This window comes from Bacillus sp. FSL M8-0063 (assembly GCF_038005545.1).
GTDB lineage: Bacteria > Bacillota > Bacilli > Bacillales > Bacillaceae_G > Bacillus_A > Bacillus_A wiedmannii.
In genome coordinates this window covers 431,785-458,232 of sequence record NZ_JBBOTJ010000002.1, presented here as the reverse complement: position 1 = coordinate 458,232, position 26,448 = coordinate 431,785, and the positions used below count along the sequence as shown (strand labels likewise).

Annotated in this window: 27 protein-coding genes and 1 pseudogene; all 28 read right to left on the bottom strand. The window is 33.9% G+C overall.

Annotated features, from left to right (window positions below; all coding sequences use genetic code 11):
• The 28 genes and pseudogenes from rfbD to MKX31_RS24695 all read right to left on the bottom strand — a co-directional run bounded on the left by rfbD (nt 1) and on the right by MKX31_RS24695 (nt 26,278).
• Nucleotides 1–855, bottom strand: coding sequence for a dTDP-4-dehydrorhamnose reductase (gene rfbD / locus MKX31_RS24830; protein ID WP_131931213.1), 855 nt, complete (start codon nt 853–855; stop codon nt 1–3).
• Between the two features lie 4 nt (nt 856–859).
• Nucleotides 860–1,420: a dTDP-4-dehydrorhamnose 3,5-epimerase gene (gene rfbC, locus MKX31_RS24825; protein WP_030029423.1), complete on the bottom strand. Its 561-nt coding sequence runs from the start codon at nt 1,418–1,420 to the stop codon at nt 860–862.
• A gap of 15 nt (nt 1,421–1,435) precedes the next feature.
• Nucleotides 1,436–2,314, bottom strand: a complete 879-nt coding sequence (rfbA, locus tag MKX31_RS24820; protein ID WP_226545802.1) for a glucose-1-phosphate thymidylyltransferase RfbA — start codon at nt 2,312–2,314, stop codon at nt 1,436–1,438.
• 59 nt (nt 2,315–2,373) lie between these two features.
• A complete protein-coding gene (locus tag MKX31_RS24815) occupies nt 2,374–3,477 on the bottom strand; it encodes a glycosyltransferase (protein ID WP_340981640.1) in 1,104 nt (367 codons plus the stop codon).
• A 12-nt stretch (nt 3,478–3,489) separates the two neighbouring features.
• Complete coding sequence (locus tag MKX31_RS24810) at nt 3,490–4,368, bottom strand: glycosyltransferase family 2 protein (protein WP_087985955.1); 879 nt, start codon at nt 4,366–4,368, stop codon at nt 3,490–3,492.
• Nucleotides 4,369–4,417: 49 nt separating this feature from the next.
• Nucleotides 4,418–5,338, bottom strand: coding sequence for a glycosyltransferase family 2 protein (locus MKX31_RS24805; RefSeq protein WP_340981638.1), 921 nt, complete (start codon nt 5,336–5,338; stop codon nt 4,418–4,420).
• Nucleotides 5,339–5,377: 39 nt separating this feature from the next.
• On the bottom strand, nt 5,378–6,901 hold the full coding sequence (locus tag MKX31_RS24800; protein ID WP_340981636.1) for a lipopolysaccharide biosynthesis protein: 1,524 nt from the start codon (nt 6,899–6,901) through the stop codon (nt 5,378–5,380).
• 56 nt (nt 6,902–6,957) lie between these two features.
• Nucleotides 6,958–8,181 (bottom strand): O-antigen ligase family protein, encoded by a 1,224-nt coding sequence (locus MKX31_RS24795; protein ID WP_340981635.1) that lies wholly within the window; start codon nt 8,179–8,181, stop codon nt 6,958–6,960.
• Nucleotides 8,182–8,251: 70 nt separating this feature from the next.
• The gene (locus MKX31_RS24790) at nt 8,252–9,583 is read right to left on the bottom strand and encodes a UDP-glucose dehydrogenase family protein (protein ID WP_340981634.1); all 1,332 of its coding nucleotides are present in this window, start codon (nt 9,581–9,583) and stop codon (nt 8,252–8,254) included.
• Between the two features lie 25 nt (nt 9,584–9,608).
• Nucleotides 9,609–10,262, bottom strand: a complete 654-nt coding sequence (locus MKX31_RS24785; protein WP_445661309.1) for a sugar transferase — start codon at nt 10,260–10,262, stop codon at nt 9,609–9,611.
• 50 nt (nt 10,263–10,312) lie between these two features.
• Nucleotides 10,313–11,191 carry a UTP--glucose-1-phosphate uridylyltransferase GalU gene (gene galU, locus MKX31_RS24780; protein ID WP_340981630.1) on the bottom strand — a complete coding sequence of 293 codons (879 nt, stop codon included), beginning with the start codon at nt 11,189–11,191 and terminating at the stop codon, nt 10,313–10,315.
• A gap of 243 nt (nt 11,192–11,434) precedes the next feature.
• Nucleotides 11,435–12,202, bottom strand: a complete 768-nt coding sequence (locus MKX31_RS24775) for a tyrosine-protein phosphatase (RefSeq protein WP_262786801.1) — start codon at nt 12,200–12,202, stop codon at nt 11,435–11,437.
• 106 nt (nt 12,203–12,308) lie between these two features.
• The gene (locus MKX31_RS24770; protein ID WP_340981629.1) at nt 12,309–13,010 is read right to left on the bottom strand and encodes a CpsD/CapB family tyrosine-protein kinase; all 702 of its coding nucleotides are present in this window, start codon (nt 13,008–13,010) and stop codon (nt 12,309–12,311) included.
• Nucleotides 13,000–13,743: a YveK family protein gene (locus MKX31_RS24765; protein WP_073517175.1), complete on the bottom strand. Its 744-nt coding sequence runs from the start codon at nt 13,741–13,743 to the stop codon at nt 13,000–13,002. The genes MKX31_RS24770 and MKX31_RS24765 overlap by 11 nt, the downstream gene beginning before the upstream one ends.
• Nucleotides 13,744–14,020: 277 nt before the next feature.
• On the bottom strand, nt 14,021–14,698 hold the full coding sequence (locus tag MKX31_RS24760; RefSeq protein ID WP_340981628.1) for a CpsD/CapB family tyrosine-protein kinase: 678 nt from the start codon (nt 14,696–14,698) through the stop codon (nt 14,021–14,023).
• Between the two features lie 346 nt (nt 14,699–15,044).
• Entirely contained in the window at nt 15,045–15,479 is a 435-nt protein-coding gene (gene fabZ, locus MKX31_RS24755; protein ID WP_000931959.1) for a 3-hydroxyacyl-ACP dehydratase FabZ, read from the bottom strand.
• Between the two features lie 505 nt (nt 15,480–15,984).
• The gene (locus tag MKX31_RS24750; protein WP_000457990.1) at nt 15,985–16,986 is read right to left on the bottom strand and encodes a rod shape-determining protein; all 1,002 of its coding nucleotides are present in this window, start codon (nt 16,984–16,986) and stop codon (nt 15,985–15,987) included.
• A 161-nt stretch (nt 16,987–17,147) separates the two neighbouring features.
• On the bottom strand, nt 17,148–17,420 hold the full coding sequence (gene spoIIID, locus MKX31_RS24745; protein WP_000544012.1) for a sporulation transcriptional regulator SpoIIID: 273 nt from the start codon (nt 17,418–17,420) through the stop codon (nt 17,148–17,150).
• 307 nt (nt 17,421–17,727) lie between these two features.
• A complete protein-coding gene (locus MKX31_RS24740; protein ID WP_000008903.1) occupies nt 17,728–17,862 on the bottom strand; it encodes a hypothetical protein in 135 nt (44 codons plus the stop codon).
• A 288-nt stretch (nt 17,863–18,150) separates the two neighbouring features.
• Nucleotides 18,151–19,056, bottom strand: coding sequence for a M23 family metallopeptidase (locus MKX31_RS24735; RefSeq protein WP_088047747.1), 906 nt, complete (start codon nt 19,054–19,056; stop codon nt 18,151–18,153).
• A gap of 161 nt (nt 19,057–19,217) precedes the next feature.
• Nucleotides 19,218–19,925: an ABC transporter permease gene (locus MKX31_RS24730; protein WP_064476123.1), complete on the bottom strand. Its 708-nt coding sequence runs from the start codon at nt 19,923–19,925 to the stop codon at nt 19,218–19,220.
• Nucleotides 19,925–20,767 carry an ABC transporter ATP-binding protein gene (locus MKX31_RS24725; RefSeq protein ID WP_262764866.1) on the bottom strand — a complete coding sequence of 281 codons (843 nt, stop codon included), beginning with the start codon at nt 20,765–20,767 and terminating at the stop codon, nt 19,925–19,927. Before MKX31_RS24725 ends, MKX31_RS24730 begins: the two co-directional genes overlap by 1 nt.
• A 180-nt stretch (nt 20,768–20,947) precedes the next feature.
• On the bottom strand, nt 20,948–21,955 hold the full coding sequence (locus MKX31_RS24720) for a LytTR family transcriptional regulator DNA-binding domain-containing protein (RefSeq protein WP_262764854.1): 1,008 nt from the start codon (nt 21,953–21,955) through the stop codon (nt 20,948–20,950).
• Nucleotides 21,956–22,071: 116 nt separating this feature from the next.
• A pseudogene (locus MKX31_RS24715) lies at nt 22,072–22,548 on the bottom strand (AMP-binding enzyme); the annotation flags it as partial.
• Nucleotides 22,549–22,656: 108 nt separating this feature from the next.
• Nucleotides 22,657–23,676, bottom strand: coding sequence for a stage II sporulation protein D (gene spoIID / locus MKX31_RS24710; RefSeq protein WP_262764845.1), 1,020 nt, complete (start codon nt 23,674–23,676; stop codon nt 22,657–22,659).
• 265 nt (nt 23,677–23,941) lie between these two features.
• Nucleotides 23,942–25,246 carry a UDP-N-acetylglucosamine 1-carboxyvinyltransferase gene (murA, locus tag MKX31_RS24705; protein ID WP_000411269.1) on the bottom strand — a complete coding sequence of 435 codons (1,305 nt, stop codon included), beginning with the start codon at nt 25,244–25,246 and terminating at the stop codon, nt 23,942–23,944.
• Nucleotides 25,247–25,285: 39 nt separating this feature from the next.
• On the bottom strand, nt 25,286–25,990 hold the full coding sequence (locus MKX31_RS24700) for a YwmB family TATA-box binding protein (RefSeq protein WP_371399484.1): 705 nt from the start codon (nt 25,988–25,990) through the stop codon (nt 25,286–25,288).
• Between the two features lie 51 nt (nt 25,991–26,041).
• Nucleotides 26,042–26,278, bottom strand: coding sequence for a DUF1146 family protein (locus tag MKX31_RS24695; RefSeq protein ID WP_000940744.1), 237 nt, complete (start codon nt 26,276–26,278; stop codon nt 26,042–26,044).
• Nucleotides 26,279–26,448: the final 170 nt, after the last annotated feature.

The following is a 26,448-nucleotide window of genomic DNA, read 5'->3' as shown; positions in this document are numbered from 1 at the left end:
TTATTTCACCTCTTGTTGTAATTGTGTAATATAATGTTTTGTTGCTTTCTTCCAATCTTGTAATGGCTCAAATCCATTATCAATTAATTTCTGCTTCGACATACGTGAATTTTTAGGACGTACTGCGCGAGTAGGATACTCTTCTGTTGTAATACTATTTACTTTTACATCTTGTCCTGCAATCTCAAAAATTTCTTGTGCAAATTCAGCCCAACTGCAGAAACCTTCATTTGTAGCATGATATGTACCATATTTCTCTGTTACGACCATATCAACTAATAAACGAGCTAAGTCATATGTGTAAGTCGGTGATCCTATTTGATCTCCCACAACGTTCAGTTCATTACGTGTTTCGCCTAAACGAAGCATTGTTTTAATGAAATTATTTCCATTAATACCAAATACCCATGAAATACGTACAATAAAGTTGTTATCTATTAGGCTTCTAACTACTTTTTCTCCCTCATACTTTGTTAAACCATAGTATCCAACCGGATTAGGTGCGTCAGTTTCTACAAATGCATGCGTTCCTTCTCCATCAAATACATAATCCGTACTAATATAAATAAATTTAGCATTTAATTTTTTTGCTGCTGTAGCAAGGTATTTTGTACCTTCTACATTCACATTCCAACAAAGTTCTTTATCATCTTCAGATTTATCAACAGCCGTATATGCTGCACAATGAATAATTGCATCTGGTTTTACTTTATCTACAAATTCATAAACCGCAGCTTCGTTTGTAATATCTAAATCTTCTATTCCAATACCTTGCATTTCTAGTCCTTGCTTCTCTCCACGTTTTACTACGTCATATCCAAGCTGACCATTATAACCGGTTACTAAAATTTTCATTTTTTTACTCCCCGTATACAAAGTTAGTTTCTGCTTCTTTTAATGAAGGTGCTTTTTCGTCTTTTTCAGATAGCACTGGTTGAATTTCCATTGGCCACTCAACACCAATTTCAGCGTCGTTCCAAACAATGCCTCGATCGCATTCCGGAGCATATAATTCATCAACTTTATACTGAACCTCAACATCATCTGTTAATGTCATAAATCCATGTGCAAATCCTTTTGGAACTAATAACTGTTTTTTATTTTCTGCACTTAGCTCAATACCGAACCATTGACCGTATGTAGGACTTCCCTTACGAATGTCGACCGCTACATCAAAGATTGATCCACGTGTACAACGTACAAGCTTAGTTTGTGCTTTAGGATTTAACTGATAGTGTAAGCCACGAAGTGTTCCCTTTGTTGCAGAAAATGATTGATTGTCTTGTACAAATTGTAGATCAATTCCTGCTTCTTTCATTGCCTTATCGCTATACGTTTCCATAAACCAACCACGATGATCTCCAAACACTTTTGGCTCAATTACTTTAACACCTAATAAGTTTGTATCTAAAACTTTCATTACATTCACTCCAAATTAGTATTTAATACTACCGTTTGCTACTTTTAATAAATATTGACCATAGCCATTTTTAGAGCACTGATCACCTGATTCAGTTAAAGTTTCTTTATTAATCCACCCATTAATAAACCCAATCTCTTCAAGTGCTGCAATTTTAATTCCTTGATGGTCTTCAACTGTTTTTACAAAGTTTGTTGCATCCACAAGACTTTGATGTGTACCTGTATCTAACCATGTGTAACCACGGCCTAATAATTCAACTTCTAACTCACCATTATTTAAATATGCTTCATTTATAGATGTAATTTCTAATTCTCCACGTGCCGATGGTTTAACATTTTTCGCAATTTCAACTACGCGATTATCATAGAAATATAAACCAGTAATTGCGTAATTTGATTTTGGCTCTTTCGGTTTTTCTTCTACACTCAATACTTTCCCATTCTCATCGAATTCAACTACACCAAAACGCTCTGGATCATGTACATGATAACCAAACACTGTAGCTCCACTTTCTTTCTGAGCTGCACGCTGTAACATTTTGCGCATTCCGCTACCATAATAAATGTTGTCCCCTAGCACCATCGCTACAGAATCATCACCAATAAATTCTTCACCAATAATAAATGCTTGTGCTAATCCATCTGGACTTGGTTGTACTTTATATTGAAGAGAAATACCAAATTGAGATCCATCTCCTAACAAAGATTCAAAACGTGGTGTATCCTCTGGTGTTGAAATAATTAAAATTTCACGAATTCCCGCTAACATCAGTGTAGATAGTGGGTAATAAATCATTGGTTTATCGTATATAGGTAACAATTGTTTACTTGTTACCATTGTTAATGGATATAATCTCGTTCCACTTCCACCTGCTAAAATAATACCTTTCATAATTACGCTCCTCTGCCTTTAACTTAATATTTATTCTCTTAAAATACTATATTTTAAAGTTAACTTAATGCAACCTTATCAATTACTTCTTTAAGACGAGAGACATGTACTTGTAACGAATATTCATTCTGAAGTTTTTGTTCAGCTAGCATCCCCATTTCTGCTAACATATTAGTCTCATATTCCTTAACTACTAACTCAATATATTTTTCCCAGTCGTCTAAACTATGAGTTAAAAAACCGTTATTCCCATGATCAATTATACTTGTGTTGACACCCACCGCATCAGCGATAGTTGGTTTTCCAACACTCATATACTGTAATATTTTCAAGCCACACTTTCCTTTAGACCAATCCGAATCCTCCAATGGCATAATTCCAATATCAATTTGACTCAAGTTCTCATATTCGGTTTCTTCAGACCATACTAACTCTTCTACAACAAAATATGATGAGTGAGGTATATAATTCAAATTTCCGCCAATACATCTAAATACAATCTGCTTCTTATACTTTTCAGCTACCTTATCAAAAATAGGTAATATCTTTTTGAAGTACGATGAGTTCCCTGGATTTCCTATCCATCCAAAAACAATCTTATCGTTTAAGCCAGACTCTCTACCTATATTTTTCACACTGTTCAAATCAATGACAGTCGGTATGATAATTGTATTAGAGTTTATTTGTTTACAATAAGATTCCAAAAATTCATTTCCACAAATAACCATGTCTGAAATTTTAATTATCCTATCATAACGCTTTCCATATTTCAGATTATAAAGTAACTTATTTTTTTTATTACTTATCTCTGAGGTATCATCTAAGAAGATTGCATCATCTAAATCAAAGATAATTTTAGCTCCCTTTAGCTTTAATAATCGTTCTAACCAAAATAATCCGAAGGGATATATATCTCTGTGAACAAAAAGAATATCTCCTTTTTTCACCTTAAAAATTAAAGATAATGGCTTAAACAATAAAAATATTAAGCGATAAAAGACACTAAATAAGTTATTACTCTTAAATAAACTATATGTAGTATCATCTAAAAATTGAAAGGTCTCTTTTTCTAATTGAATGTTTAGATATGGTAGAAATTGAAACACTCTATATCTAGAACTTGCACCTCTTCTACCAGTCGGTGTACAAAAATAGATTTTCACTTTCAATTCTCCCTATCTGGATATTTCCTTATTATTTAAACTTCCCATATTATTACGTAGTCCATCAATAAAGCCTTTACCCATCATTTTTATTTTTTTAAATTTGTTTTCTTCAATGACAATAGTATCAATCATAATTTTAAAAACACCTTTAGTAGACAAAAATACTCTAATTGGGTATCTAAAAAGATATTCTTTATATAGCTGAACCGTATTACGATAAATATAATACTTTCTTATTTCATTATGATTAAGGGCTTTCCATTCTTTTTTTCCAATTTTTAGTATATGCTTCTCTCTTCCCAACCTATGGCGTAAAATAGCATCCTCAACTTGGTAAACTTTATATCCATTTTTTTTCAATCTAAAACAGTATTCAATGTCAACCATATCAATAAAATATTCGTCCTTAAACCATCCGACAAGAGAAAATGATTTTGTATTAATAAGACTACCAGATGTTATAGCCGCATCTATATATCCACTACTACGTTTTTTACCTTTTCCATTATAGTCAGTGATAACTGGTGCTAAAATCATAATTTTTTCATCTTTTTTATCATTATATGCCTTTAAGAGATTCTCTATCATATTTTCAGGTACTGAACTATCATCATCTAACGTTAAGGCCCAATTAAAACCATTTCTTTCAGCGTATTCACACCCTTGGTTTAAAGCTGTAGCTATACCTAAATTCTTTTCATTATAAATAATAGTACAGTTCTCTATATCTCTCTCAATTTTTTCTAATAGACGTTTACTCTCATCCGAAGAGCTTCCATTATCTACAATTACAACAAAATCGATTAAACTTTTTATTTTTTTTACATTTTGATATATATTTTCTTCAGGATTATAAGAAACAATAACAGCACACACTTCTTTTTTCATTATTTTTACCTCTTTTTAATTAGTTAGCTATATGATTTCTCTCAAGTCTTTAGATAAATTCCGTTCCTTTTTTATTCCATATATACATTAAAAACTTTGTAGGAATACTACATTTAATTACCCCTTTAATAAAGGTACTGATATCGATTGTTTTACTTTTATATGCTTTACAATAAATCTTACACGCTGCTTTCTTTCTTCCATTAGCTATTAAATGATATACTACAAACATCAATAAAAATGAGTGATATGCCCTTATAGATAAATCTTTTTCTACATTTTCTCCCCACTCAATAGATAAGTAGAACTTATTATTATTTCCTACTCTTCCTTCCCTTTTCTCATGATGATAAATTGTCAGGTGCTCCTGGAAATTTATAAATTTCGCTCCATTATTTCTTAATCGTAAACAAAAATCTATATCTTGATGCTTTCTTAATTCTGGGTTAAATAATGTTTCCTTTCCCAATTTACTAGAAAACATATAAGTACTCGCTTGGACCCAAATACCATTATTATTAATGAACATATAGTCCATAATATCCTCATGCTCTTCTAAATCTCTATTAGTAGAAAGTGTTTCTTTTTCATCATCTTTTACTATTAAGCCAGTAAAGCAAACTATATTCTCTGTTTGTCCACTACGCTTGATAAAATCTATTTGTTTTTCTAACTTATTTGGTAACCATTCGTCATCTGAATCTAATAATGCAATATATTCTCCTTGACTTTGCAAGATTCCAGTATTTCTTGGTCTAGTCCCATGAGTGTTTTCTTCTAATTTTATATATTTGATTCTGCTATCTTTATAGCTACTAATAATTTCTTCAGTATTATCAGTTGAAGCATCATCCACAATTATTAGCTCAAAATTAGAATACGTTTGAGCTAATACACTATCAATTGTCCTTCTTATCAAGTCCCCTCTATTATAAGTAGGTACAACCACACTTATTAAGGTTCTTTCCATATCAACCACCATCTTTTCTTACTAAAAGTTATACATAACTTAACGCTTAACTAAAAAGCTAAAAATTTTAAATATCACTGTTCTAAAATATGAAATTGGGAACAGACAAATAAATAATATAATCGTTATAGAAGAAAAAGTCATGAATCCATTTATCAATAAAGTACCTATGCCATTCACTTTAATGGTGAACCAACTCATTATATTTTCCACGACGATTATAGTTCCAAGAGAAATACTTGTTAATAACGTAAAGTGCATAAAATAAGACTTAACACTGCATTTAAATCCTGCCTTAAATAGTATATATGGCCTCCAAAATACAATTATAGGTAAACTACTTGCTAAGGTCCCCAAGTACACTCCTATAACACCATATATTTCACCAAGATAAATTGAAATAAATAAATTTATAATAACTTGGAGTAAAGGTGCATATACATCCCAAAAGATCCCATAACCATCTTTAAAAAAATCAACCGTTCTTCTAGTAACTTGGATAAAGAAATTACACGTAATAACAAAAACTAATGCTTGAGTAAAAACATACTCTTTTCCAATCCATACCCCAATAAACTCATTTGCTAGCTTATAAAACGTATATGAAGCACTTATACCAATAAAAAATTCTAAATAATATAACTGTAAAAATACTTTATAGGATTTTTTATTGTTCCCTTCAGATATTAAGTTACCTATGCTAGCAGTAAACCCATTAAATATTTGCGAAATAATAGTTGTTAGCCCATTTACTATTAGTAAATAATTAGAATACAATGCAATATCTCTTGTAGTTGAAACAATTGAAATTATTATACTATCAGTTTGTGTAGTCACTGTTCCTGAGATTTTGTGCAACATAATATTTTTTATATTAGTTAAAACATTTTTATTTTCTTTCGCTAATTCCTTATATTTTTTTACTGATTTAAGATTTAACCAAGAATATTTTCTATCAATCTCTCTATTAATTAAAATATAAGTAACCATATTTCCTAAACATTCTAAAATAACCCATACAAAAAAGTTCTTGGTATATAGTATTACTGCAATTTGGATTATTGTTTTTACTACTCTTATTATCCCCGTTGCTCTTGTAATAACATAGGCATTCTGATCTGAAATAGCTAATACCTGCTTATATGTCATGAAATACGAAAAAGCTGTAGTTATTAAAAATAATAAATATGTTACATAAACCTCTATGCTACTAAGATTGGATTTGAAAATAATATCAAAAAAAGGAATTACTAAAATTCCAACTCCTAATATTAAAAAACCTATGATACTATAAGTAATTTTTATAAATTTCATTAACTCATTTATCTTCTTAAAATTCTTATCTTGAAGGTGAGAATACAGTGTATATGCAATAGCAGCAGAAACACCTAATTCCATTAAGCTTACTACACCAATGATATTAGTTACGATGGTAATTAAGCCTAAATAATCTGTATTAAAAACCTGTAAGAATATAGCTCTAGAAAAAAAGCCCAAAAATAAATTAATAAAATTAAACGATAAATTATAAATTATGTTTATAAAAGATTTTTTTGTTCTCATATTTAAAACCCCTGCACTCTAAGCTTCCTTAGCACTAAATATCTCTATTAGGTTTACTATTTTTTCTCCTTATAAACCTTAATATTTTTCAATTTCAATTTGATCCCCATATACATAAGAACATACAGACACCAAACGTTACTTACGGTCATAGGCCTAATAAAATAACTTTCATTAAACTCATGAATAAATAATAAAATCAAAAATACTATTGAAAAGTAATCCATTAGTTCCTTTTTATTTGCATGTATTCTCATATTATTTATTACATAACAAATAAAACTTAGTACAACTACTAATAATCCAATAATACCCATATTAGCAATGATATCAATATAATTATTATGTGCATGTGGAACATCTGTATACATATAAAAATCAACATAATTTTTTGTTGCACTATCTTTAACCCAAAAACTATCAAATCCATATCCTAATACCCAATGATTATTCATCATTGTAAAAATAGCATTCCATATACTTGTTCTACCAGTAAAAGTAAGGTCTCTCCCTAATAGAGCAAATATATTATTGATATTCATAGCTAAATAAATCCCAACGGTGAAAAATGCTCCTAAAGTAAGCGAGGTAAACATCATTCTCAAATAATTATTTTTCACCTTTCGGTATAAGGCTAAAACTATAGTTAAGCAAATACCTAGTAATAATATTACTAAGCTAGTTACAGATCCACTGTAAAAAAGAATTATTCCCTGGATAAGCATTACCAATAAATAAATTCCTTTTTTATACATCTTTTTAGAATCAAGCAAATAGAAAAATGTGAGAACAGCATATAAAAACATTGAAAAACCTAATGGATTTTTATGTACAAACACACCAATCCATTCACCGTTGGATGCAATACCTTTATCTGGCTCTATTTGAATAGTAAATAGTGAAACAACAGTAATAAATAAGCCTACTACAAAAATAAGGCGCAATATCTCTTTAAACTTATATACGCTAATTAAAAAAAACATTATTAACGTAGGCATGATCAAATAAAGAACCGAAGATTTAAAGCTTTCAATTGGATAGTTTGACCACATAAAAGATATAAATGCGTATATTAAAATACACACTATACTTTTAGAAAAGTAAATCTTTCCTTTTTCTAAAAAGATATATAAAATAATTCGAACACTATAGTATCCATAGATTAGTAAAATCATACTATCTTTTGGAAAAACCGTCCTAATAATCCCTATTGATGTCAAGTAGAAAAGCATCATGAATAATAGATAATCTATATATTTTACTAACCCTTTATAATTCATTAAAACCTTCCTTATATATCCAATAATTACTTAACAAAAAATCATTGGAATTTATCTATTTATTTTATATTCACACCAAAATATCTCTGTTTATTCTGCTAACGCTTTTCCTACCTATTGAATAGTAGTTCACTTTATATTCTTCTATGTTTTCTAAATCAAAACAATTTCTACCATCATATATATTTGGTATTTTCATTTCTTCTACGAAGCTTTCTATACTTAAAGATTTAATCTCGTCCCACTCAGTTAAAATAAATACTGCCTCAGTATCTTTTATTGTTTCAATTAGGTCCTCATAATACCTTACTTTTGGTGATAGTACTTTTTTTGCATTCTCAATAGCAACAGGGTCATACGCTTTTACTTCTGCTCCCATTTCTATAAGTTCTGGTATAATTGCCAATGAAGCAGCCTCACGAATATCATCCGTATTTGGTTTAAATGCAAGACCTAATATTCCTATAGACTTCCCTTTTAAAGTTCCGAAATCTTCTATAGCCTGATCTAAAAGCCTTCTTTGCTGTTTATTATTAAACTCAATTACAGCACTTAATAAAGAAAAATCATAATCCACATTTTCCGCAATTTTTCTTAAGGCCTTTGTATCTTTTGGAAAACAAGACCCTCCATATCCAAGTCCTGCCTTTAAAAACTGATTCCCAACTCGACTATCCAATCCCATTCCATATGCTACGCTCTCTACATCTGCCCCTACTTTTTCACAAACATTAGCAATCTCATTAATAAAGCTAATCTTTGTAGCTAAAAATGCATTTGATGCGTATTTTATCATTTCTGCACTATTTATATTTGTCATATAGATAGGTGTATTAAAAGGTTTATTAATTTCCTCGATTATCTTTCCAGCATCTTCATTATCTGCTCCAATTACGATACGATCCCCATTAAATACATCCTCAATCGCAGAACCTTCTCGCAAAAACTCTGGGTTTGAAACAATCTGAACAACTAGTTCCTTATCGCTTAAATTCTCCTCAACATACGCTTTAATTTTGTGGTTTGTACCGACTGGTACCGTACTTTTCACTACTATAACTACATTTTTTGTAATTGAATTCGCGATATCCTCACAAACTTTATAAATATAGGATAAATTTGCTGAACCATCTTCTTTCTCAGGCGTACCAACCGCAATATAAATCACATCGGCATCCTTATAGCTATCATTATGCGCTACTTCAAAAGACAGTGTGCCTTTATCTAGATTATCTTTAATTAACTCTTCAATCCCTGGTTCATAAATTGGTGAAATACCCTCTCGCAATTTATGAACTTTCATTTCATCAATATCTAAACATATAACATTATGACCAATTTCAGCCAAAGAAACTCCTGAAACTAAACCAACATATCCTGTACCAACTACTAATATTTTCATTTTCCAGTCTCCTTACACTAAATAATTAGTATGCACCCTTACTTAATAAAACATTTTTTACTGTTAATAATAAAATTTTAATATCAAACCAAACAGATGCATTATAAACATAGTATAATTCTAAATCTACACGCTCAGGGTAACCTACATCACTTCTACCACTTACCTGCCAATAACCCGTTACACCTGGTTTTACAGATAAAAATTCATGTACTTTCTCCTGGTACTCCTCTAACTCCTCTACAACTACCGGTCGTGGGCCAACTAGACTCATTTCCCCTTTTAATACATTAAGAAACTGTGGGATTTCATCTAAGCTAGTTTTTCTTAAAAATTGGCCTAACTTAGTAATTCTCGGGTCTTCATGTGGCTCTAATTTGTAATTATTCTCTAAATATTTTCTATATAATTCCTTATTTCTTTTTAATTTTTCTTCTGCGTTTACAATCATAGTACGAAACTTATATATTCGGAACTCTTTACCTTTTTCACCTATCCTTACCTGCTTAAAGAAAACAGGCCCCTTATTTTCTCCAATCAAAAACAAAAGTGGGATTACTATAAAAAATGGAGAAAAGATAACTAAACCAATAATAGCCCCTATAATATCTAAAGCTCTCTTAATAAAAACATAGGATGTACTTTTCTTTTTTATATGTACTTCCTCATTCTCTAAAATTTCAATTTTAGCCAATGAAGTTTTACTCAATTGACACTCCCCCAATTAAATTATTTTAAATTACTATTTTTTAATACTTCATTCATGTAAGTAATCATATCTTTTTTTAAATTTATATCTTGCAAGGCAAATTCTATTGTCGTCTTAATAAAGCCAAACTTCTCCCCAACATCATAACGTGTTCCTTCAAAGTCATACGCAAATACTCGTTGAATTTCGTTTAAGTGTTGAATTGCATCTGTTAATTGAATTTCTCCACCTGCTCCTGTTTCTTGATTTTCGAGGAACGCAAAAATTTCAGGTGTTAATATGTAACGACCCATAATCGCTAAATTTGATGGTGCTGTACCTTCTGCTGGCTTTTCAACAAACTGGCGCACTTGATAACGACGGTCATTTTGTTCAATTGGATCGATAATACCGTAACGATGTGTTTCGTTTTCTGGCACTGTTTGTACACCGATAACTGAAGATTGTGTTTCTTCGTATTGATCCATTAATTGACGTAAACATGGTGTTTCTGCTTGTACAATATCATCACCAAGTAATACCGCAAATGGTTCATTTCCAATAAACTTACGCGCACACCATACTGCGTGTCCAAGTCCTTTTGGCTCTTTTTGTCTTATGTAATGAATATTAATCTTTGAAGAAGCTTGTACTTTTTCAAGTATTTCATGCTTTCCTTTTTCTAAAAGGTTTTGTTCTAATTCAAAGGAATGATCAAAATGATCTTCAATCGCACGTTTTCCTTTTCCAGTAACAATAATAATATCTTCAATTCCTGATTCTATCGCTTCTTCTACTATGTATTGAATTGTCGGTTTATCGACGATTGGTAACATTTCTTTCGGCATCGCTTTCGTTGCTGGTAAAAATCTTGTTCCCAGACCAGCTGCTGGAATAATTGCTTTTCTTACTTTTTTCAATTATACTCCCCCTACATCCTTTTATTTATATGTAACAATAATAAAAACCCTACCTATAGAGTCAGTTCTATAACTCCATAGGTAGAGTTTCTATTACAAATAAATGATGGGCATCTAACCCAACCTCACGTCATACTCCCGACGACAAGCGTCTAAGGTAGGTTCGAAATAAAAAAATTTCTACCCACAGCACGACCGAGTGCCTCCGTTGATAACGGTTAGGAGACATCACCAGTTCTTTATTTAAAAGATGCCAAACAACTTTTTACGACGAATTTGTTCTGGATCTTCTTTATAAATTGCTTTCCCACTAATTATTAAATACGGATTCTCTCTTAAATCATTCATAACACTTGCGCCGAATTCTTTCTCAATTAATTCATAGCTTTCTGCTAGATGAAATCCTCTTGATGTTGTGTTATGAGCATCTGATGCGATCATATGGGTTAAATTATGTTCCACAAGCTGTAATGAAAACTTTTTAATTTTTTTACCAAACTTACCTAGTAAACTACCTGCCGTTACTTGTGTTAATGCACCTTTATTGACAAGGTTATATAACTTATCTGGCCTCTCGATTAACTCGGCATTACGTTCGGGATGAACGATAATTGGGATTATTCCTTTTACACGTAGTTCATAAAATATTTGTTCTGCATAACGAGGTACATGATTAGATGGAAATTCAATGAATATGTATTTGTTTGTTTCATTTAAAGTAACGATTTTACCAGCTTCATAGTCTTCTAATATGTCACCATATAACCTGACCTCTTGCCCTGGTAAAATGGTAAGTGGAATATTATGTTGTTGCAGTTCATCATTTAGTTGTTTTACTTGATGAAGAATTGAGGTACGTTCATTTATATATTTTCCATTTTGATGGTGTGGTGTTGCGACAATTGTATGAATACCTTCCTCTATTGCCTTTTGTGCCATCACTAAACTATCTGTTACTGTCTGTGCACCGTCATCGATACCAGGTAAAATGTGACAATGTAAATCTATCATTTATTTCATCCTCCCTCTCTTATAGTAATCTTTTTTCCCTTGAATATGAGATGTCTCATATTCAAGGGAAAAAAGGAGATATGTTTCCCATATCTCACTCTTTTAATTAATTTGCACCGTAGTAATAATATAAGCCCTGCTCACGTTCGCGATCATTCAGGACAACGCCTAACAATTTACCTTTTGCTGATTCTAATAAACCTTTTGCTTTTACTGCCGTTTCTTTTTCTGTCGATTCACTACGAACGACAAGAATAGAAGCATCACATACATTCGCCATAATTTGTGCATCAGTTACAGCTAAAATTGGCGGCAAATCAAAAATAACTAAATCATACAGGCTATATGCTTGCGCAAGGAGCTCTTGCATCGATTTTGATCCTAACAGTTCCGCTGGATTTGGCGGGATTGGACCACAAGCCAAAAAGTGCAGATTATCTACAGCTGTCGTTTGTACACATTTTTCTAAACGTTCACTATGTGTTAATACGTTCGTTAACCCGAAAATATTATCCACTTGGAACATTTGATGCATTGCCGGTTTACGCATATCTGCATCAATTAATAATACTTTCTTTCCTTGCTGGGCAAACACGACTGCCATATTCGCTGTTGTCGTTGTTTTCCCTTCACTTGGGTTTGCAGATGTTACCATTAATGAATGTAAATTCGTATCAATGGCTGCAAATTCGATATTCGTTCGAATATTACGATATTGCTCTGAAATTGGTGATTTCGGTTGTTGATGAGCAATTAATTGACGACGTTGACGATGATTTTTTTTCTTTTTAAATAAATTAAGAACCAATTGTTTGTCCCCTCACTTTTCTTGATGATGGAGCGTGTGATGTCATATTCATTGTTTCTTCATCCATACGAGCTACAATACCTAACACCGGTAAACCAAGTAAGTTTTCTACATCTTCTTCTTTTTTTACTGTGTTATCTAAGTATTCTAGTAAGAATGCAAGACCAACTGCAGCCATTAAGCCCACAACGAAAGCAATTGCTACATTTAACATTGGACGTGGTTTAATTGGTGATAATTCTTCTGATAGCTCTGCCTTAGAAAGTACCGTCACGTTATCCACACTCATAATTTTTGCAACTTCACCTTTAAATACTTCTGCAGTTGTGTTAGCAATATCACGAGCTAACTTTGGATCTTTATCTTGCGCAGTTACCGCTACAACTTGTGAATCTTTTTCATTAGCCACTTCGATTTTTTTGTTTAATTCTTGTGTTGTTATGTTCAAACCTAATTTTTCTTTCACTTGATCCAAAATAACAGGACTTTTAATTATAACTTTGTATGTATTTGTTAACTGAATATTTGTTTGTACCTCATTGTATTGAATTGCTGCCCCTTCTTGCTTCTTCTGATTAACAAGAATTTGCGTAGAAGACTGATAGATTGGTGTCATGAAGAAGAAGCTAATGATAGCACTTACTATAGCGGCACCAAAGGCGATTACGAGGATCATTGCTAAACGTTTTTTTAAAATATGAAATAACTCTTTCAAACTAATTGTTTCTTCCATAAGTTCCTCCAACTTTCTAAAATTTGCACATAAGAAAAATTATAACATATAAATCTTACATTTTTTATTTTGAATATTTTAGTTCTACATTTATTGACATCAAGCACATATAATCTTACAAAATAATCTTAAATATGACAACACATTCCAACGAATTTCCAAAATTTCTATTGTATCATTTTTTTCGTATAATGCAATAAAAAATTTTATAAAAATTCAAAAAAAGCTGATAAAAATATTTATCAGCTTTCTCATTTACTATTCTATACATTATTTTCTAATAATATCCATATTGTTCTTTTTCTTCTCTTTTATCGTTTAAGACGACACCAAGTAATTTACCGGACGCTTTGTCTAATATTTGCTTCGCTTTTACAATTTTATCTTTTTCTGTTTTTTCACTGCGTACGACAAGTACGATTCCATCGCATTTGTTCGCTAGTATTTGTGCATCGGTAACCGCAAGAACCGGTGGTGTGTCGATTAGAATAATATCAAACATGTTATATGCTTCTAGTAATGTCTCGTCCATTATCCGGCTACCTAATAGTTCAGCTGGGTTGGGCGGGATTGGACCTGCCGCCATTAAGTATACATTCTCTATATCTGTTTTTTGAATACATTGCATCAGTTTCGCTTGTCCTGATAATAGGTTCGTTAATCCATTTGAATTGTGAATGGCAAATAAGTTTTGAATCGTTGGCTTACGCAAGTCAGCTCCGATTAATAAGACTTTCTTTCTTTGTTGTCCGAAAACAACTGCTAAGTTTGCGATTGTCGTTGTTTTTCCATCACCTGGATCTGCCGAGGTAACAATAATAGAACGAACATGACTATCTACAGATGTAAATTCAATGTTTGTACGAATGTTACGATATTGTTCTGCAACACGTGATTTAGGCTCTTTATGCGTAATTAATTGTCGTAATGGTTTTCTTTTCTTTCTTCCGAACATATTAATAGTCTCCTTTTGTGAAATGCGACATTTCTCCTTTTTCTCTCTATGCTCGATTTCATACGTCTAATTAATATTTTGTATCACTGATTTCCCTACATCTCATCTTAATCAATATCATTCTACTTTGTCTTATATGAACACCTTTACAATATGACAATGACTTTACTTCTTTTCTGCCCTTATCATTTATCCTAATTTTTGAATAAATAATAAAGTAATTATATGGTAATCCCCTTCCATACACAAGTAATTTTCTGACTAGTTTGCATTTTAATGATTACACCGATATATAGTGGAAATAAAAAATCTCCTTGCATTTTCACAAGGAGATTTTTTATTTCTGTTATTCCTTTTTATCACCAATCGCAAATGTAATTTCAGCTTCACATGCAACTTCACCATCTACTGTTGCGATTGCTTTTCCTTTTCCGATTGGACCACGTACACGTGTCATTTCTACTTCTAAACGAAGTTGATCACCTGGACGTACTTGTTTTTTGAAACGACAATTGTCGATACCTGCGAAGAAAGCAAGTCTTCCGCGGTTTTCTTCTTTCTTTAATACCGCAACTGCGCCGACTTGTGCTAATGCTTCTACAATAAGTACACCGGGCATAACTGCATAGTCAGGAAAGTGCCCGTTAAAGAACTCTTCGTTTGCGGATACATTTTTAATTCCAACCGCTCTTTTTCCTTCATCTACTTCTAATATTTTATCAACAAGTAAAAATGGATAACGGTGAGGAATGATTTCTTTAATTTGTTCTATATTTAGCATGTAACAATCGCCCCTTTTGTAATATTGGTCTTACCACTTGGACATATTGTTTATTATCCCATTTTGTTTATTGTTTGTCATTATAAAGTATAACTTTACTATCTTTTCCGCTTTATATATAAAAAAATGCACACACTCTATTCTCTTAAAATAGCTGCATATTCCAGCAACTGACACGGAGGTAGAAAAGAGTGTATGCCCAAATTAGGGAAAGGCAATATGTACTGAAACATGATTTGCCTTAATGTCGTATTCGACTCATTATATTATAAACGTTTTCAAATAAGGAAATATTAAATTTAACCATATATATGAATATTCCATCTGTTTTCTTCATTTTTCTTTATTTTTCTTCTATTTTCTCAATAAATCAAAATAAAATAAAAAAATGAAAGAATAAAAAAACAAAAAAGAACTACGGTTAACACCGTAGTTCTTCTCATCTTCCCCGCCTTTTGCGAGCTAATAATAAGTGGGGGATGCCCCCACTTATTAAAGTTTCACTTTATCGTAAAGCACGCTTTGGTAATTTATCGATATTCTCTAACATAATACCTGTACCAACCGCAACACATTGCATTGGGTTTTCAGCAATTAATACTGGTACTTTTAGTTCTTCTGCTAGAAGCATGTCGATACCGTGTAGTAAAGCTCCACCACCTGTTAGAATAACACCGCGGTCGATAATGTCCGCAGATAGTTCTGGTGGCGTGCGCTCTAGTACGCCTTTTGCAGCTTGTACAATGATAGCCGCGTCTTCTTTTAGTGCTTCTGTAATTTCTTCAGAACATACTGTAATTGTACGTGGTAAGCCCGTTACCATGTCACGTCCGCGAATTTCAAGCTCTTCGCTACGTGCACCTGGGAATACTGTACCAACTTTAATTTTAATATTTTCTGAAGTACGTTCTCCAATTAATAGCTTATACTTACGTTTAACGTAGTTTAAGATCTCCATGTCAAACTTATCGCCAGCCATTTTGATAGAGGAAGAGGTAACAATATCACCCATAGATAGTACAGCGATATCTGTTGTACCTCCACCAATATCAACAACCATGTTACCGCTTGGTTGGAAGATTTCCATACCAGCACCAACTGCGGCTACTTTTGGTTCTTCTTCTAAAAATACTGTTTTACCACCTGAACGTTCAGCAGCCTCACGAATTGCTTTTTGTTCTACAGATGTGATATTTGTTGGACAGCAAATTAAAATGCGAGGTTTTGAAAAGAAGCTCTTTACGTCCAATTTGTTAATGAAATACTTTAACATTGCTTCTGTAATTTCGAAATCTGCGATTACACCATCTTTAAGCGGACGAATTGCTACAATATTACCAGGTGTACGTCCCACCATACTTCTTGCTTCTTCACCTACTGCTAATACTTTACCTGTGTTACGATCAATTGCCACAACAGATGGCTCATTTAATACAATACCTTTGCCTTTAACATGAATTAATACATTAGCCGTACCTAGGTCAATTCCGATATCTCGCGCAAACATTCCCGTCATTTCCTCCTCGATATTCAAAATCAGGTTACACCCGAATTCTTTTACACCTAATTTCTGATTTTATCATAAATTTAACAGAAACGTAATATTCGCAAAAAGAATTCTTCTGAAAAATATTACCGAATTGAAACGGAATGTTTGCGATCGCATATTTATTGACGGACCGGCTTTTCTACATCTTCTTTTCTATACTTTTGCTTTGTTGCTTCTCCGCCTCTTAAATGACGAATAGACTTATGATAATCAAGAATTTCTTTCACTTCATTTGCGAGCTCTGGATTAATTTCTGGTAGACGTTCCGTTAAATCTTTATGGACTGTACTCTTTGATACCCCAAATTCCTTTGCAATGACACGCACTGTCTTTCTTGTCTCCACGATATACTTACCAATCTTGATAGTTCTCTCTTTGATGTAATCGTGCACACCACTCGCCTCCCTAAATTGGATGTGAGAAGTGTGAAATGAGCCTCGCTGCATACGACTAAGAAGTAAGTGTGAGTGCTGTTTGTAAGCGTTAAACATTCTTGGATTTATAATGAAATGATTCACGATTTCTCACCTCAAACACTCTCTTTGCTTTGGTTTATACCATTGTATTGCCCGCACTACTGATATATGCTACATGTTCACTATTTTTGCGGACTAAGTTAAGAAAAATTACGTTTTTTTGTGAGAAATACGTTAACAGTGACTATTTTGGCGAAAAAAATGACACCTTGTATATAAGGTGTCATTCTTCTCGTTCCAACTCTTCTTCTAACAATTGATGGTGGGGAACCTCTTTCTTACCGGCAATATAATAATATAAAGTGAATAAAACAAACAATAAAATAATAGCAGTCGACAGAACAAATAAAAATGACACAGTATCCCCTCCTTTTTTTAATATATATTCGAGAATCTCGTCATTTTTCCTTGTTATTGCAACTTTTTTCTCGAAATTGAGTATTTTTATATAAAGTGAAACTTTAATCAGTGGGCGCCATTTCCCAATGATTATTAGCCTTCACCAATCGGGCTTTTACGGGCAGTTGACCCCAGGCCTAACTTCTTAGCTTTCACTGAATTTTGAAGTAGGGGTCTTACTGCCCGTTAATGCGGGGTAAAAGTAAAAAAATCAGCTCTCCTAGTGAGAACTGATTTTTTCACTTTCTTATTCTTGTGAAGAAGAACTGTTAGATGATTCTGTAGAACCATTTGTTGATTTTTCTTCTTTCTTCGGCTCTTCTTTTTTGTCACTAGTCGAACCGCTTGTTGATTTTTCTTCTTTTTGAGACTTATCTTCTGTTTTACTTTCTGGTTTCGTGCTCGTTGACTTCTCTTCTTTTTGAGATTTGTCATCAGCCTTTTTACCAGAAGCATTCGTTGCTTTTGCAGCACCTGCATCAGCTTTAATTTCTGCTACTGACTTATTTAAGTAGCGCTCAGGGTTCACAGCCACATTGTCTTTACGTACTTCAAAGTGAACGTGAGAACCTGCTTCTTTATTCATTGCACTTAGACCGGATGTTCCTAATACTTCACCTTGTACAACTCGTGCACCTTTTTCTACTTTCACACTACCTAAGCTTTGATAAGAAGCTGCTACACCATTTCCACTATCAACTGTTACAACATAACCAAGAAGTGAATCTTTTTCAGCTTTCGTTACTGTACCGCTTAAAGCAGCAGCTACATTGAATTCTTTTCCATTCTTCGCAGCAATGTCGATTCCTTTATTTGGGGAATATGTGTTGTTATAAAAGACAAGTGCTTTTTCTTGTTCCGCCTCAGTTGCTGCATCTTCATAGAATTTCTTCTGTACGACTACTTCCGCATTAGCGGCAGCTGGCATTTTCACTACTTCTGAAGATTTCGTTACTGGTACTGCTGGATCTTCCGATTGTGTATACGGTGTTGCTTGATCTTGGTTCGGAGTCTTCTTCGGATTAGCTCCTTGGAACCATAGCGCAACCATTAAAATTACCGCTGCACATGCAATGTATAGTGCCGGAAACACCCATCTTTTTTGAAATAAATGTACTACCTTTTGCGACTTTTTATTATTTCTTCCTCGCATTCCATCATCACCTCAGCAATCATTTTGAACAATATTCACGTATCCTATACAACGCATAACTAATTACTTTTCGACAAAATATGTAAAAATATGTATAGGAATTGTAAAATTTCCGAGGAAATGATAGAAAAAAGAAAAAACTGAGCATTTCAGCTCAGTTTTTAGTCCATTTGTTTCTTTTTGTAAACTACCATACAAAGAACAATTGAAAGCACACACCAAATTATAATATTGATTAAATCACCACTAACAGTTGAAAAACCTTTTCCAGCCAGCATCTTTGGCATTGCATCTACAAGATGTTTCGTTGGAAGAAACTCAATTGCCTTTGTTACAAACTTATTTTTAATAAATTCGCCCAACATTGGAGCCAGGAAAAAAACAAACAAGATCGGCATACCTACTACTGATGTCGATGCCATTGTTTTAGCTATTAATCCAATTGCCGTACCTAACATAAGGAAGAAAAATATACTAGCAAGTAAAAATAGAACGATTAAAACCATATTCCCCTTTATCACACCTAAAATGGCGAAGTTACTAATACAAATTACAAAGGTAATAAGAGCTGTTAATGCGCTTTTTCCTAGTAATACTTCTAACGATGATGTTGGTGATAACATCATCACACGTAAAGTATGCTTTTCTTTTTCTTCTGCAATTAAAGCCGCTTGAACAAAGCTCCCTACCATTATTAAAGTCATTAAAGTTACCATATTAGCTATTTGTTCTTTTGGCCCATCCATCTGTTGATAAACAAAAGCGAACATAATTGGCATCGCCGCCATTACAAGTACCGATGCATTTGTTTTAATATCCTGTACCTCTTTCCGAAAAATAGCTGAAAATCGTCTCATTGAAAATGTCATTATAGTCCCCTCCCAGTAACTTCAATAAAGATATCTCCTAGCGTTGGTTCGTGTGAATGAATGGATAGTAATTCACCTTTTTTCATCCATTCTGAAATACGTTTTGCACCTAATTCGTCTTTTTGCACGACTTCTTTTTGCTTATCTTTTAATACGACTTGTATTTGATCTTTCGCGTATTGTAGGCGAAGGTTTTCTGGTGTATCAAGCGCTACAATTTCTCCGCCGCATAGAAAGGCGATGCGGTTACAAAGCGTCTCTGCTTCGTTCATATTGTGAGTCGTTAAGAAAATCGTCGTTCCTTCTTTATTTAATTCTTTTAAGATTTTATGAATGTTTTGTACGTTTACTGGATCAAGTGCAGATGTTGGTTCATCTAAGAAGAGGATATCTGGTTTATGAAGGATTGCTCTAGCTAATGTAACGCGCTGTTTCATTCCTTTTGATAGTTTCTTTACTGGTGTTTTTTTATCATCTAATAGATTCACTTGCGCTAGTACTTCATCGATTCTTTCTTTTTTGCAATCGTATAAGTCACAAAATAATAGTAAGTTATCATAAATGCTAAGTCTTTCATATAAACCGCTGTTGTCTGTTAAAATACCAATTCGTTTATAATCGATGCTGCTTGGTCCTGTAATATCTTTACCTAGTATCCTCACTGTTCCAACGCTATGCAGCAATTGAGAAGTTAAAATCTTTACTGTTGTCGTTTTTCCAGATCCACTCGGTCCGAGGAATCCGAAAATTTCTCCTTGCTTCACCTCAATATTTACATTTCGAAGTGCCGTTTTTTCGTTGAAACTTTTCATTACATCTTTCATTTCAATTGCCAATGTCATCTCGTCATCCCCTTTGTTTTTTCTTTTATAAATGAAAGTCGCTTTAGCGCTTTTCGTTTGTTTGTTTCGCTTTTCTTGACTCAATCATATGAAAAACAAAGAGTAGGCGCAGTAAAATACCGGTAAAAGGGGTATTTTTACCGGTGAATGAATCGTATTTTGAGCTTATTGGAGCAATTTTTATAGCCCAATCACACCTTTTAATTCATCCATTCGTCCTTTTGAAAGCGGAATTGAACTTTTTCTTTCGTCATCCAAAATTAAACTAAAACTATTACGAGTCCACGTAATCACTTCTCGCACTCTTTGTAAATTCACAAGGTACGAGCGATGACATCTAAAGAACCCGAATCCTGTTAATCTCGCTTCTAGTTCACTTAATGTTAATGCACATACGAAATCACCTTCGCGCACATGAATATGTGTCACTCCGTTTTGTGTTTCAATGAAATGAATTTCCATCGGATCAAGTAAAATGATTTTATCGTTCACTTTCGCTGGAATTCTTTCAAGTTTCATTTGTGGAATCATTTGAACGACCTTCTCTTCATCCACCTCTTCAACTTCTTCTTGTTCGATTTCTATTTTTTTTACACCATCATTGTTTAATATGTATACATCTTCTGTTAATGAAAGGGCGTCCGATAGAAAGGATGACGTAATAAAAATCGCTTTTCCTTGCTCTTTCATTTTCATAATTGATTTTCGAATAATAATCGTACTCTCTGTATCTACATTTTGTTCTGGCTCTTCCAAAATAACTAAATCTGGATTATGAATCATAACTCGCCCAATATGAAGGCGACGTTTCTCTGAAAATGATAGTTTTTCTATTTTAACGTTTAATTTATCTAAGAGCCCGACATATTGTACTACTTCTTCCGTGCTCATATTTGATTCATAAAGTCCTATTAAAAACTTGAAGTATTCCTTTACCTTCAAACGGTCGTATGCTTCATCTTTCAAAAAACAAAAACCGATGCGTGAATAATTTTTCTTTCCAATCGCTTCTCCCTCAAATAGCACGTTGCCAGTTGAAGCTTCTTCCTCACCAATAATAATGCGGTGCAACACTTTAGCTGTATGGTTATTACATTGCAAAACAACACATTGTCCTTGCTGAACCTTCAGTTCAACTGCTGGTAACTGGTTCGTCTTCCCTAATTGTTTCAACTCCAATAACGCCATTTTGTCTCCCCCAAATGCTTTTTATCACATTATACCAAACAATTAATGGAAATTTTTGATATTTTATGAAGCACCATAAAAAGAAGACTATCCAAATGAAAGGATAGCCTTCTTCTCTAGTTTTGTTCTACCATATAAGTCTCGAGCTGATCACGTAGTGCTCTCTTTAAAAACTTCCCTACAGATGTTTTCGGAATTTGATTTACAAATAAAATATCATCTGGCATCCACCATTTCGGAAATTCTACTTCTAGTAAAGCGTACAGTTCTTCTCTTTCGACTGCTTGTCCCTCTTTTAATACGACGCAAGCAACGGGACGTTCTTGCCATTTTTCATGCGGCACCGCCACAACAGGTGCTTTTAACACTTTATCGTGCGACATTAAGGCATTTTCCAAATCTACGGAAGAAATCTATTCGCCTCCACTTTTAATTCAGTCTTTCGTACGATCAGCAATCTTAATACATCCTTCCGAATCAACCGTGACAATGTCTCCTGTATAGAGCCAACCGTCTTTCATTGATTCTTCTGTACGTTCATCCTTATAATAGCTTCCAGCGATCCATGGGCCCCTTAAACAGAGTTCTGTCATCGCTGAACATTGATGATTTTTTTAATATATCAACGATTCGACAAGGAACCTATCCACTAACAAAAGAAAACCGTCCCAATATATCTCTTGGAACGGTCTCTTTTCCCCCTACTTCTTCACCATTAACTTTCCTTCATAATCATTCATCGACTTTATTTCGACACCCTTATAATAATGAGCAACGATATCTGTATATTTCTTACCTTCCGCTGCCATGCCATTTGCTCCGTATTGGCTCATGCCAACGCCGTGACCGAATCCCTTCGTTGTAACGACGATTTTATCCCCCTCTTGTTTCCACGTGAAGTCAGAAGAGCGTAAATCTAGCTTTTCACGAACTTGCTTTCCTGTTAATGTTTTCCCTTGAAATGCTACATCTTTTACTCGCTTTCCTTCCGTAAGATCTTTAATATTTCCAACCTTCCCGTCTGCCAACACCTTCACACCAAGACGTTTTTGAAAGTCAGCTACTGTAAAAGTTTGCTCGCTCGTAAATTTTGGAGAGGCTTGATCCCACGGACTATCTACGCTCTTTAAGTACGGATAATCATTTCCCCAATAATCAGCCGCATTTTCTGTCCGGCCATTACTCGTTGAGAAGAAGGATGCTGAGATTGGTTTTCCATCATACGCTAAAACTTGTCCTGCGGTTTTCGAAACGGCTTCTTCGATTTTCTTCAAATTATTTTCATAGTTATTACCCCATTGTTTCTTCAATTCTTCTTTGCTTTTGTACACTTGATCTTTCACCGTATCGGTCACGTCCGCATTGTTTTTCTTTCCTCCGCTTAGCATACGCTGCACCACAAATGTTCTCGCTGCTAATGCCTGCGCCTTTAGCGCCTCTATTTCAAAACTGGCATTCATCTCAGAAGCTACTACACCGGTCACATACTCCTCCATAGGTAATGTTTCTACCTTCTTTTGCCGATCACGATATACAGCAACTTGAATCGCTGTATCCACTTTCCCTGGAGCTGGTATACTATCTATCGCTGGAGGAGTTTTAGAAGCTGCTTCTTCCCCTACTTTTGCTTTCGCAAACGGAATAACAAGAGCAGCAGGTACAATGATAACGAGCGCTATTAGAAGCGCTACTGTGATAAAAAGTGGCTTTGAAAATTTCATCTTATTTCCCCCAATATCCAAAAGCTGTACTCCATTCATTCTTATGGAACAACTCTTTCTTTTAGAACATACTGAAGGGGAACCATATAAAGTGGAACTTTAATTAGCCGCACCAATCGAATGTTTACGGGCAGTTAACGCAGGATAAAACAAAAATTTTCTAAATATTTTTACTGGTACGTGCATAAGTATAGAATTTATTGACTATAACAGTAATAACCCAAAAAAATAGCCCCTACGTCAAAAGACGTAGAGACTATTTCAATTAAGCGTGAAGATCAGAAACTTCTTGTTCTTTCACTTCTTCTACTTTTTCGTTTACACGTTCAATAGTTGCACCTAATGCAGCTAATTTCTTATGGAAATCTACATAACCACGGTCAAGATGCTTTAACTCAGTTACACGAGTGTAACCTTCAGATACTAAACCAGCTAAGATTAATGCAGCAGCAGCACGTAAGTCAGTTGCGCCTACTTCAGCACCTTGTAAGCTGTTTGGACCGTTCATAATAACAGAACGACCTTCAATTTTAATATCAGCATTCATACGACGGAATTCTTCAACGTGCATAAAGCGGTTTTCGAATACCGTTTCTGTAATCATACTTGTTCCATCAGCTTGTAGTAATAATGCCATCATTTGTGATTGCATGTCTGTTGGGAAACCTGGGTGAGGCATAGTTTTAATATCAACCGCTTTTAACTTATCTGGGCCGATAACACGTACACCTTCATTTTCCTCAATAACTTTAACACCCATTTCTTCCATTTTCGCTGTAATTGAGCGTAAATGTTCAGGTACAGCATTTTCAATTAAGATGTCTCCACCAGTAATTGCCGCTGCAACCATGAATGTTCCCGCTTCAATACGGTCAGGAATAATAGAGTGGTTTCCACCATATAATTTATCAACGCCTTCGATACGAATCGTTCCAGTTCCAGCTCCGCGTACTTTCGCTCCCATTGCATTTAAGAAGTTAGCTAAGTCAACGATTTCTGGTTCTTTCGCTGCGTTTTCAAGGATTGTTGTCCCTTTTGCTAATGTAGCTGCAGACATAATGTTTTCTGTCGCGCCCACGCTTGGGAAGTCTAAATAAATTTTAGCTCCTTTTAGTTCTCCCTCAACGTATGCCTCAACAAAACCATTACCAACCTGTACTTTTGCTCCCATTGCTTCGAAGCCTTTTAAATGTTGGTCAATTGGACGTGAACCAATTGCACATCCACCAGGAAGTGCAATACGAGCACGACCGTTACGTGCAAGTAATGGTCCCATTACTTGAACAGATGCACGCATTTTACGTACATATTCAAATGGTGCTTCAATGTTTAGTTCTTTAGAAGCATCGATTGTTACTTGGTTATTTTCAAATACGACTTCAGCATTTAAATGACGTAATACCTCATTAATTGTGTATACATCAGACAAAACTGGTACTTCAGATAGTACATTCTTTCCATCACTCGCTAATAGGGCTGCAGCGATTATAGGTAATACAGCATTTTTTGCGCCCTCAACACGCACTGTGCCGTTTAACCGCTTTCCGCCACGGACGATGATCTTTTCCAAATTATTCCCCTCCGTGTCCTTTTTTCAGTATCTATTCACTCAATACTCAGAAGTTATGATCGGTGTGCCAACCACAATTGTATCTTTGTTGTCTGTAGAACGTATTGCTATTTGCACATTTATTTTCTCTCTATTTGTTGAAAGAGCGTCATCCCACTTTTTATTGTATGCGGAGACTGACACAAATGCTCTTTCTTCTATCTGTTCGATCGCTCTTGCTGAAAGATCTTTCAAAACCTGATTGGTTTTATTTTGCAAAACACCTTCAATCTTATCATTCAGTACACCTTGAACACAAGTGTAAATTATAGGTTTTTCACTAAAAATTTTATTTGTTTTCTGAATGTACTTCGGGTCCCATTTCGCCCCGCTTACTTCAAAAATAATGAAAGTGTTTTCTTTAGTATTTTCCTTACTCCATGTTACTACTACTCGTTCTTCATAAGAAGAAAATTTTTTATAGGATGTAGCTTTATATCCATCTGGAGATTGCTCTAATTCCCACTTTTGAATATTCGCCTTGTCCTTCACATCGTTTAACAACTTTTGAAACGTATGTATATTAGAAATTGTTTTTGTTTCTCGCGCTAACCATGACCACTTCTCTACTTTAGCATCATTTTTCTCTAAAGTTGCAATCATGCTCTCCATTTTCTGTTCATCGCTGATCGGTTTCATCTCTCTATATCCAACCAAAAATAAAACAACACTTATTACAACAATAAGAATGGCTTTAAGCTTCAATTTCATCCCCTCCTATCCCCATTGTTAACGGAGATATGAGGTTCTATACACTTACTTTACTAAATACGTTAAACTCTTTGAATAGCCTAAATAATCAAGGAAAAAGTTACTTACAGATGTCCCAATTGCAATTGTAATTAGGATGAGTAACACTCGCGTCTGCATCACCTTTCCAGACTTCATTAAACGCTCAATGTGAACACCTTGTAAGGCCCACCATGTAATGGTAATAAACAATAAATGTGAAACAATGGCAATCAGTGCTTGTTGCCCTAAAAGATGTGCCAAAAAATCGACCCCTTTTTACCCAGCTACTACTTACGAAATACTATAAAAACGATACCATAATAAGTAGAAGCCACACTTTTTCAAATACAAATAAGCATCTTACATTTCACATCATAATTTGCTCTCAAAAAACATATACCTACATGCATTTTCAATTGTAATTCACACAA

Excerpts from the sequence above, each read along its gene's own strand:
- rfbD (WP_131931213.1), bottom strand. The coding sequence starts at position 855 with ATGAAAATTTTAGTAACCGGTTATAATGGTCAGCTTGGATATGACGTA.
- rfbC (WP_030029423.1), bottom strand. The coding sequence starts at position 1,420 with ATGAAAGTTTTAGATACAAACTTATTAGGTGTTAAAGTAATTGAGCCA.
- rfbA (WP_226545802.1), bottom strand. The coding sequence starts at position 2,314 with ATGAAAGGTATTATTTTAGCAGGTGGAAGTGGAACGAGATTATATCCA.
- MKX31_RS24810 (WP_087985955.1), bottom strand. The coding sequence starts at position 4,368 with ATGAAAAAAGAAGTGTGTGCTGTTATTGTTTCTTATAATCCTGAAGAA.
- MKX31_RS24805 (WP_340981638.1), bottom strand. The coding sequence starts at position 5,338 with ATGGAAAGAACCTTAATAAGTGTGGTTGTACCTACTTATAATAGAGGG.
- MKX31_RS24800 (WP_340981636.1), bottom strand. The coding sequence starts at position 6,901 with ATGAGAACAAAAAAATCTTTTATAAACATAATTTATAATTTATCGTTT.
- MKX31_RS24795 (WP_340981635.1), bottom strand. The coding sequence starts at position 8,181 with ATGAATTATAAAGGGTTAGTAAAATATATAGATTATCTATTATTCATG.
- MKX31_RS24790 (WP_340981634.1), bottom strand. The coding sequence starts at position 9,583 with ATGAAAATATTAGTAGTTGGTACAGGATATGTTGGTTTAGTTTCAGGA.
- MKX31_RS24775 (WP_262786801.1), bottom strand. The coding sequence starts at position 12,202 with ATGATAGATTTACATTGTCACATTTTACCTGGTATCGATGACGGTGCA.
- MKX31_RS24765 (WP_073517175.1), bottom strand. The coding sequence starts at position 13,743 with ATGGAAGAAACAATTAGTTTGAAAGAGTTATTTCATATTTTAAAAAAA.
- MKX31_RS24760 (WP_340981628.1), bottom strand. The coding sequence starts at position 14,698 with ATGTTCGGAAGAAAGAAAAGAAAACCATTACGACAATTAATTACGCAT.
- fabZ (WP_000931959.1), bottom strand. The coding sequence starts at position 15,479 with ATGCTAAATATAGAACAAATTAAAGAAATCATTCCTCACCGTTATCCA.
- MKX31_RS24750 (WP_000457990.1), bottom strand. The coding sequence starts at position 16,986 with ATGTTTGCGCGAGATATCGGAATTGACCTAGGTACGGCTAATGTATTA.
- MKX31_RS24735 (WP_088047747.1), bottom strand. The coding sequence starts at position 19,056 with ATGCGAGGAAGAAATAATAAAAAGTCGCAAAAGGTAGTACATTTATTT.
- MKX31_RS24730 (WP_064476123.1), bottom strand. The coding sequence starts at position 19,925 with ATGACATTTTCAATGAGACGATTTTCAGCTATTTTTCGGAAAGAGGTA.
- MKX31_RS24725 (WP_262764866.1), bottom strand. The coding sequence starts at position 20,767 with ATGACATTGGCAATTGAAATGAAAGATGTAATGAAAAGTTTCAACGAA.
- MKX31_RS24720 (WP_262764854.1), bottom strand. The coding sequence starts at position 21,955 with ATGGCGTTATTGGAGTTGAAACAATTAGGGAAGACGAACCAGTTACCA.
- spoIID (WP_262764845.1), bottom strand. The coding sequence starts at position 23,676 with ATGAAATTTTCAAAGCCACTTTTTATCACAGTAGCGCTTCTAATAGCG.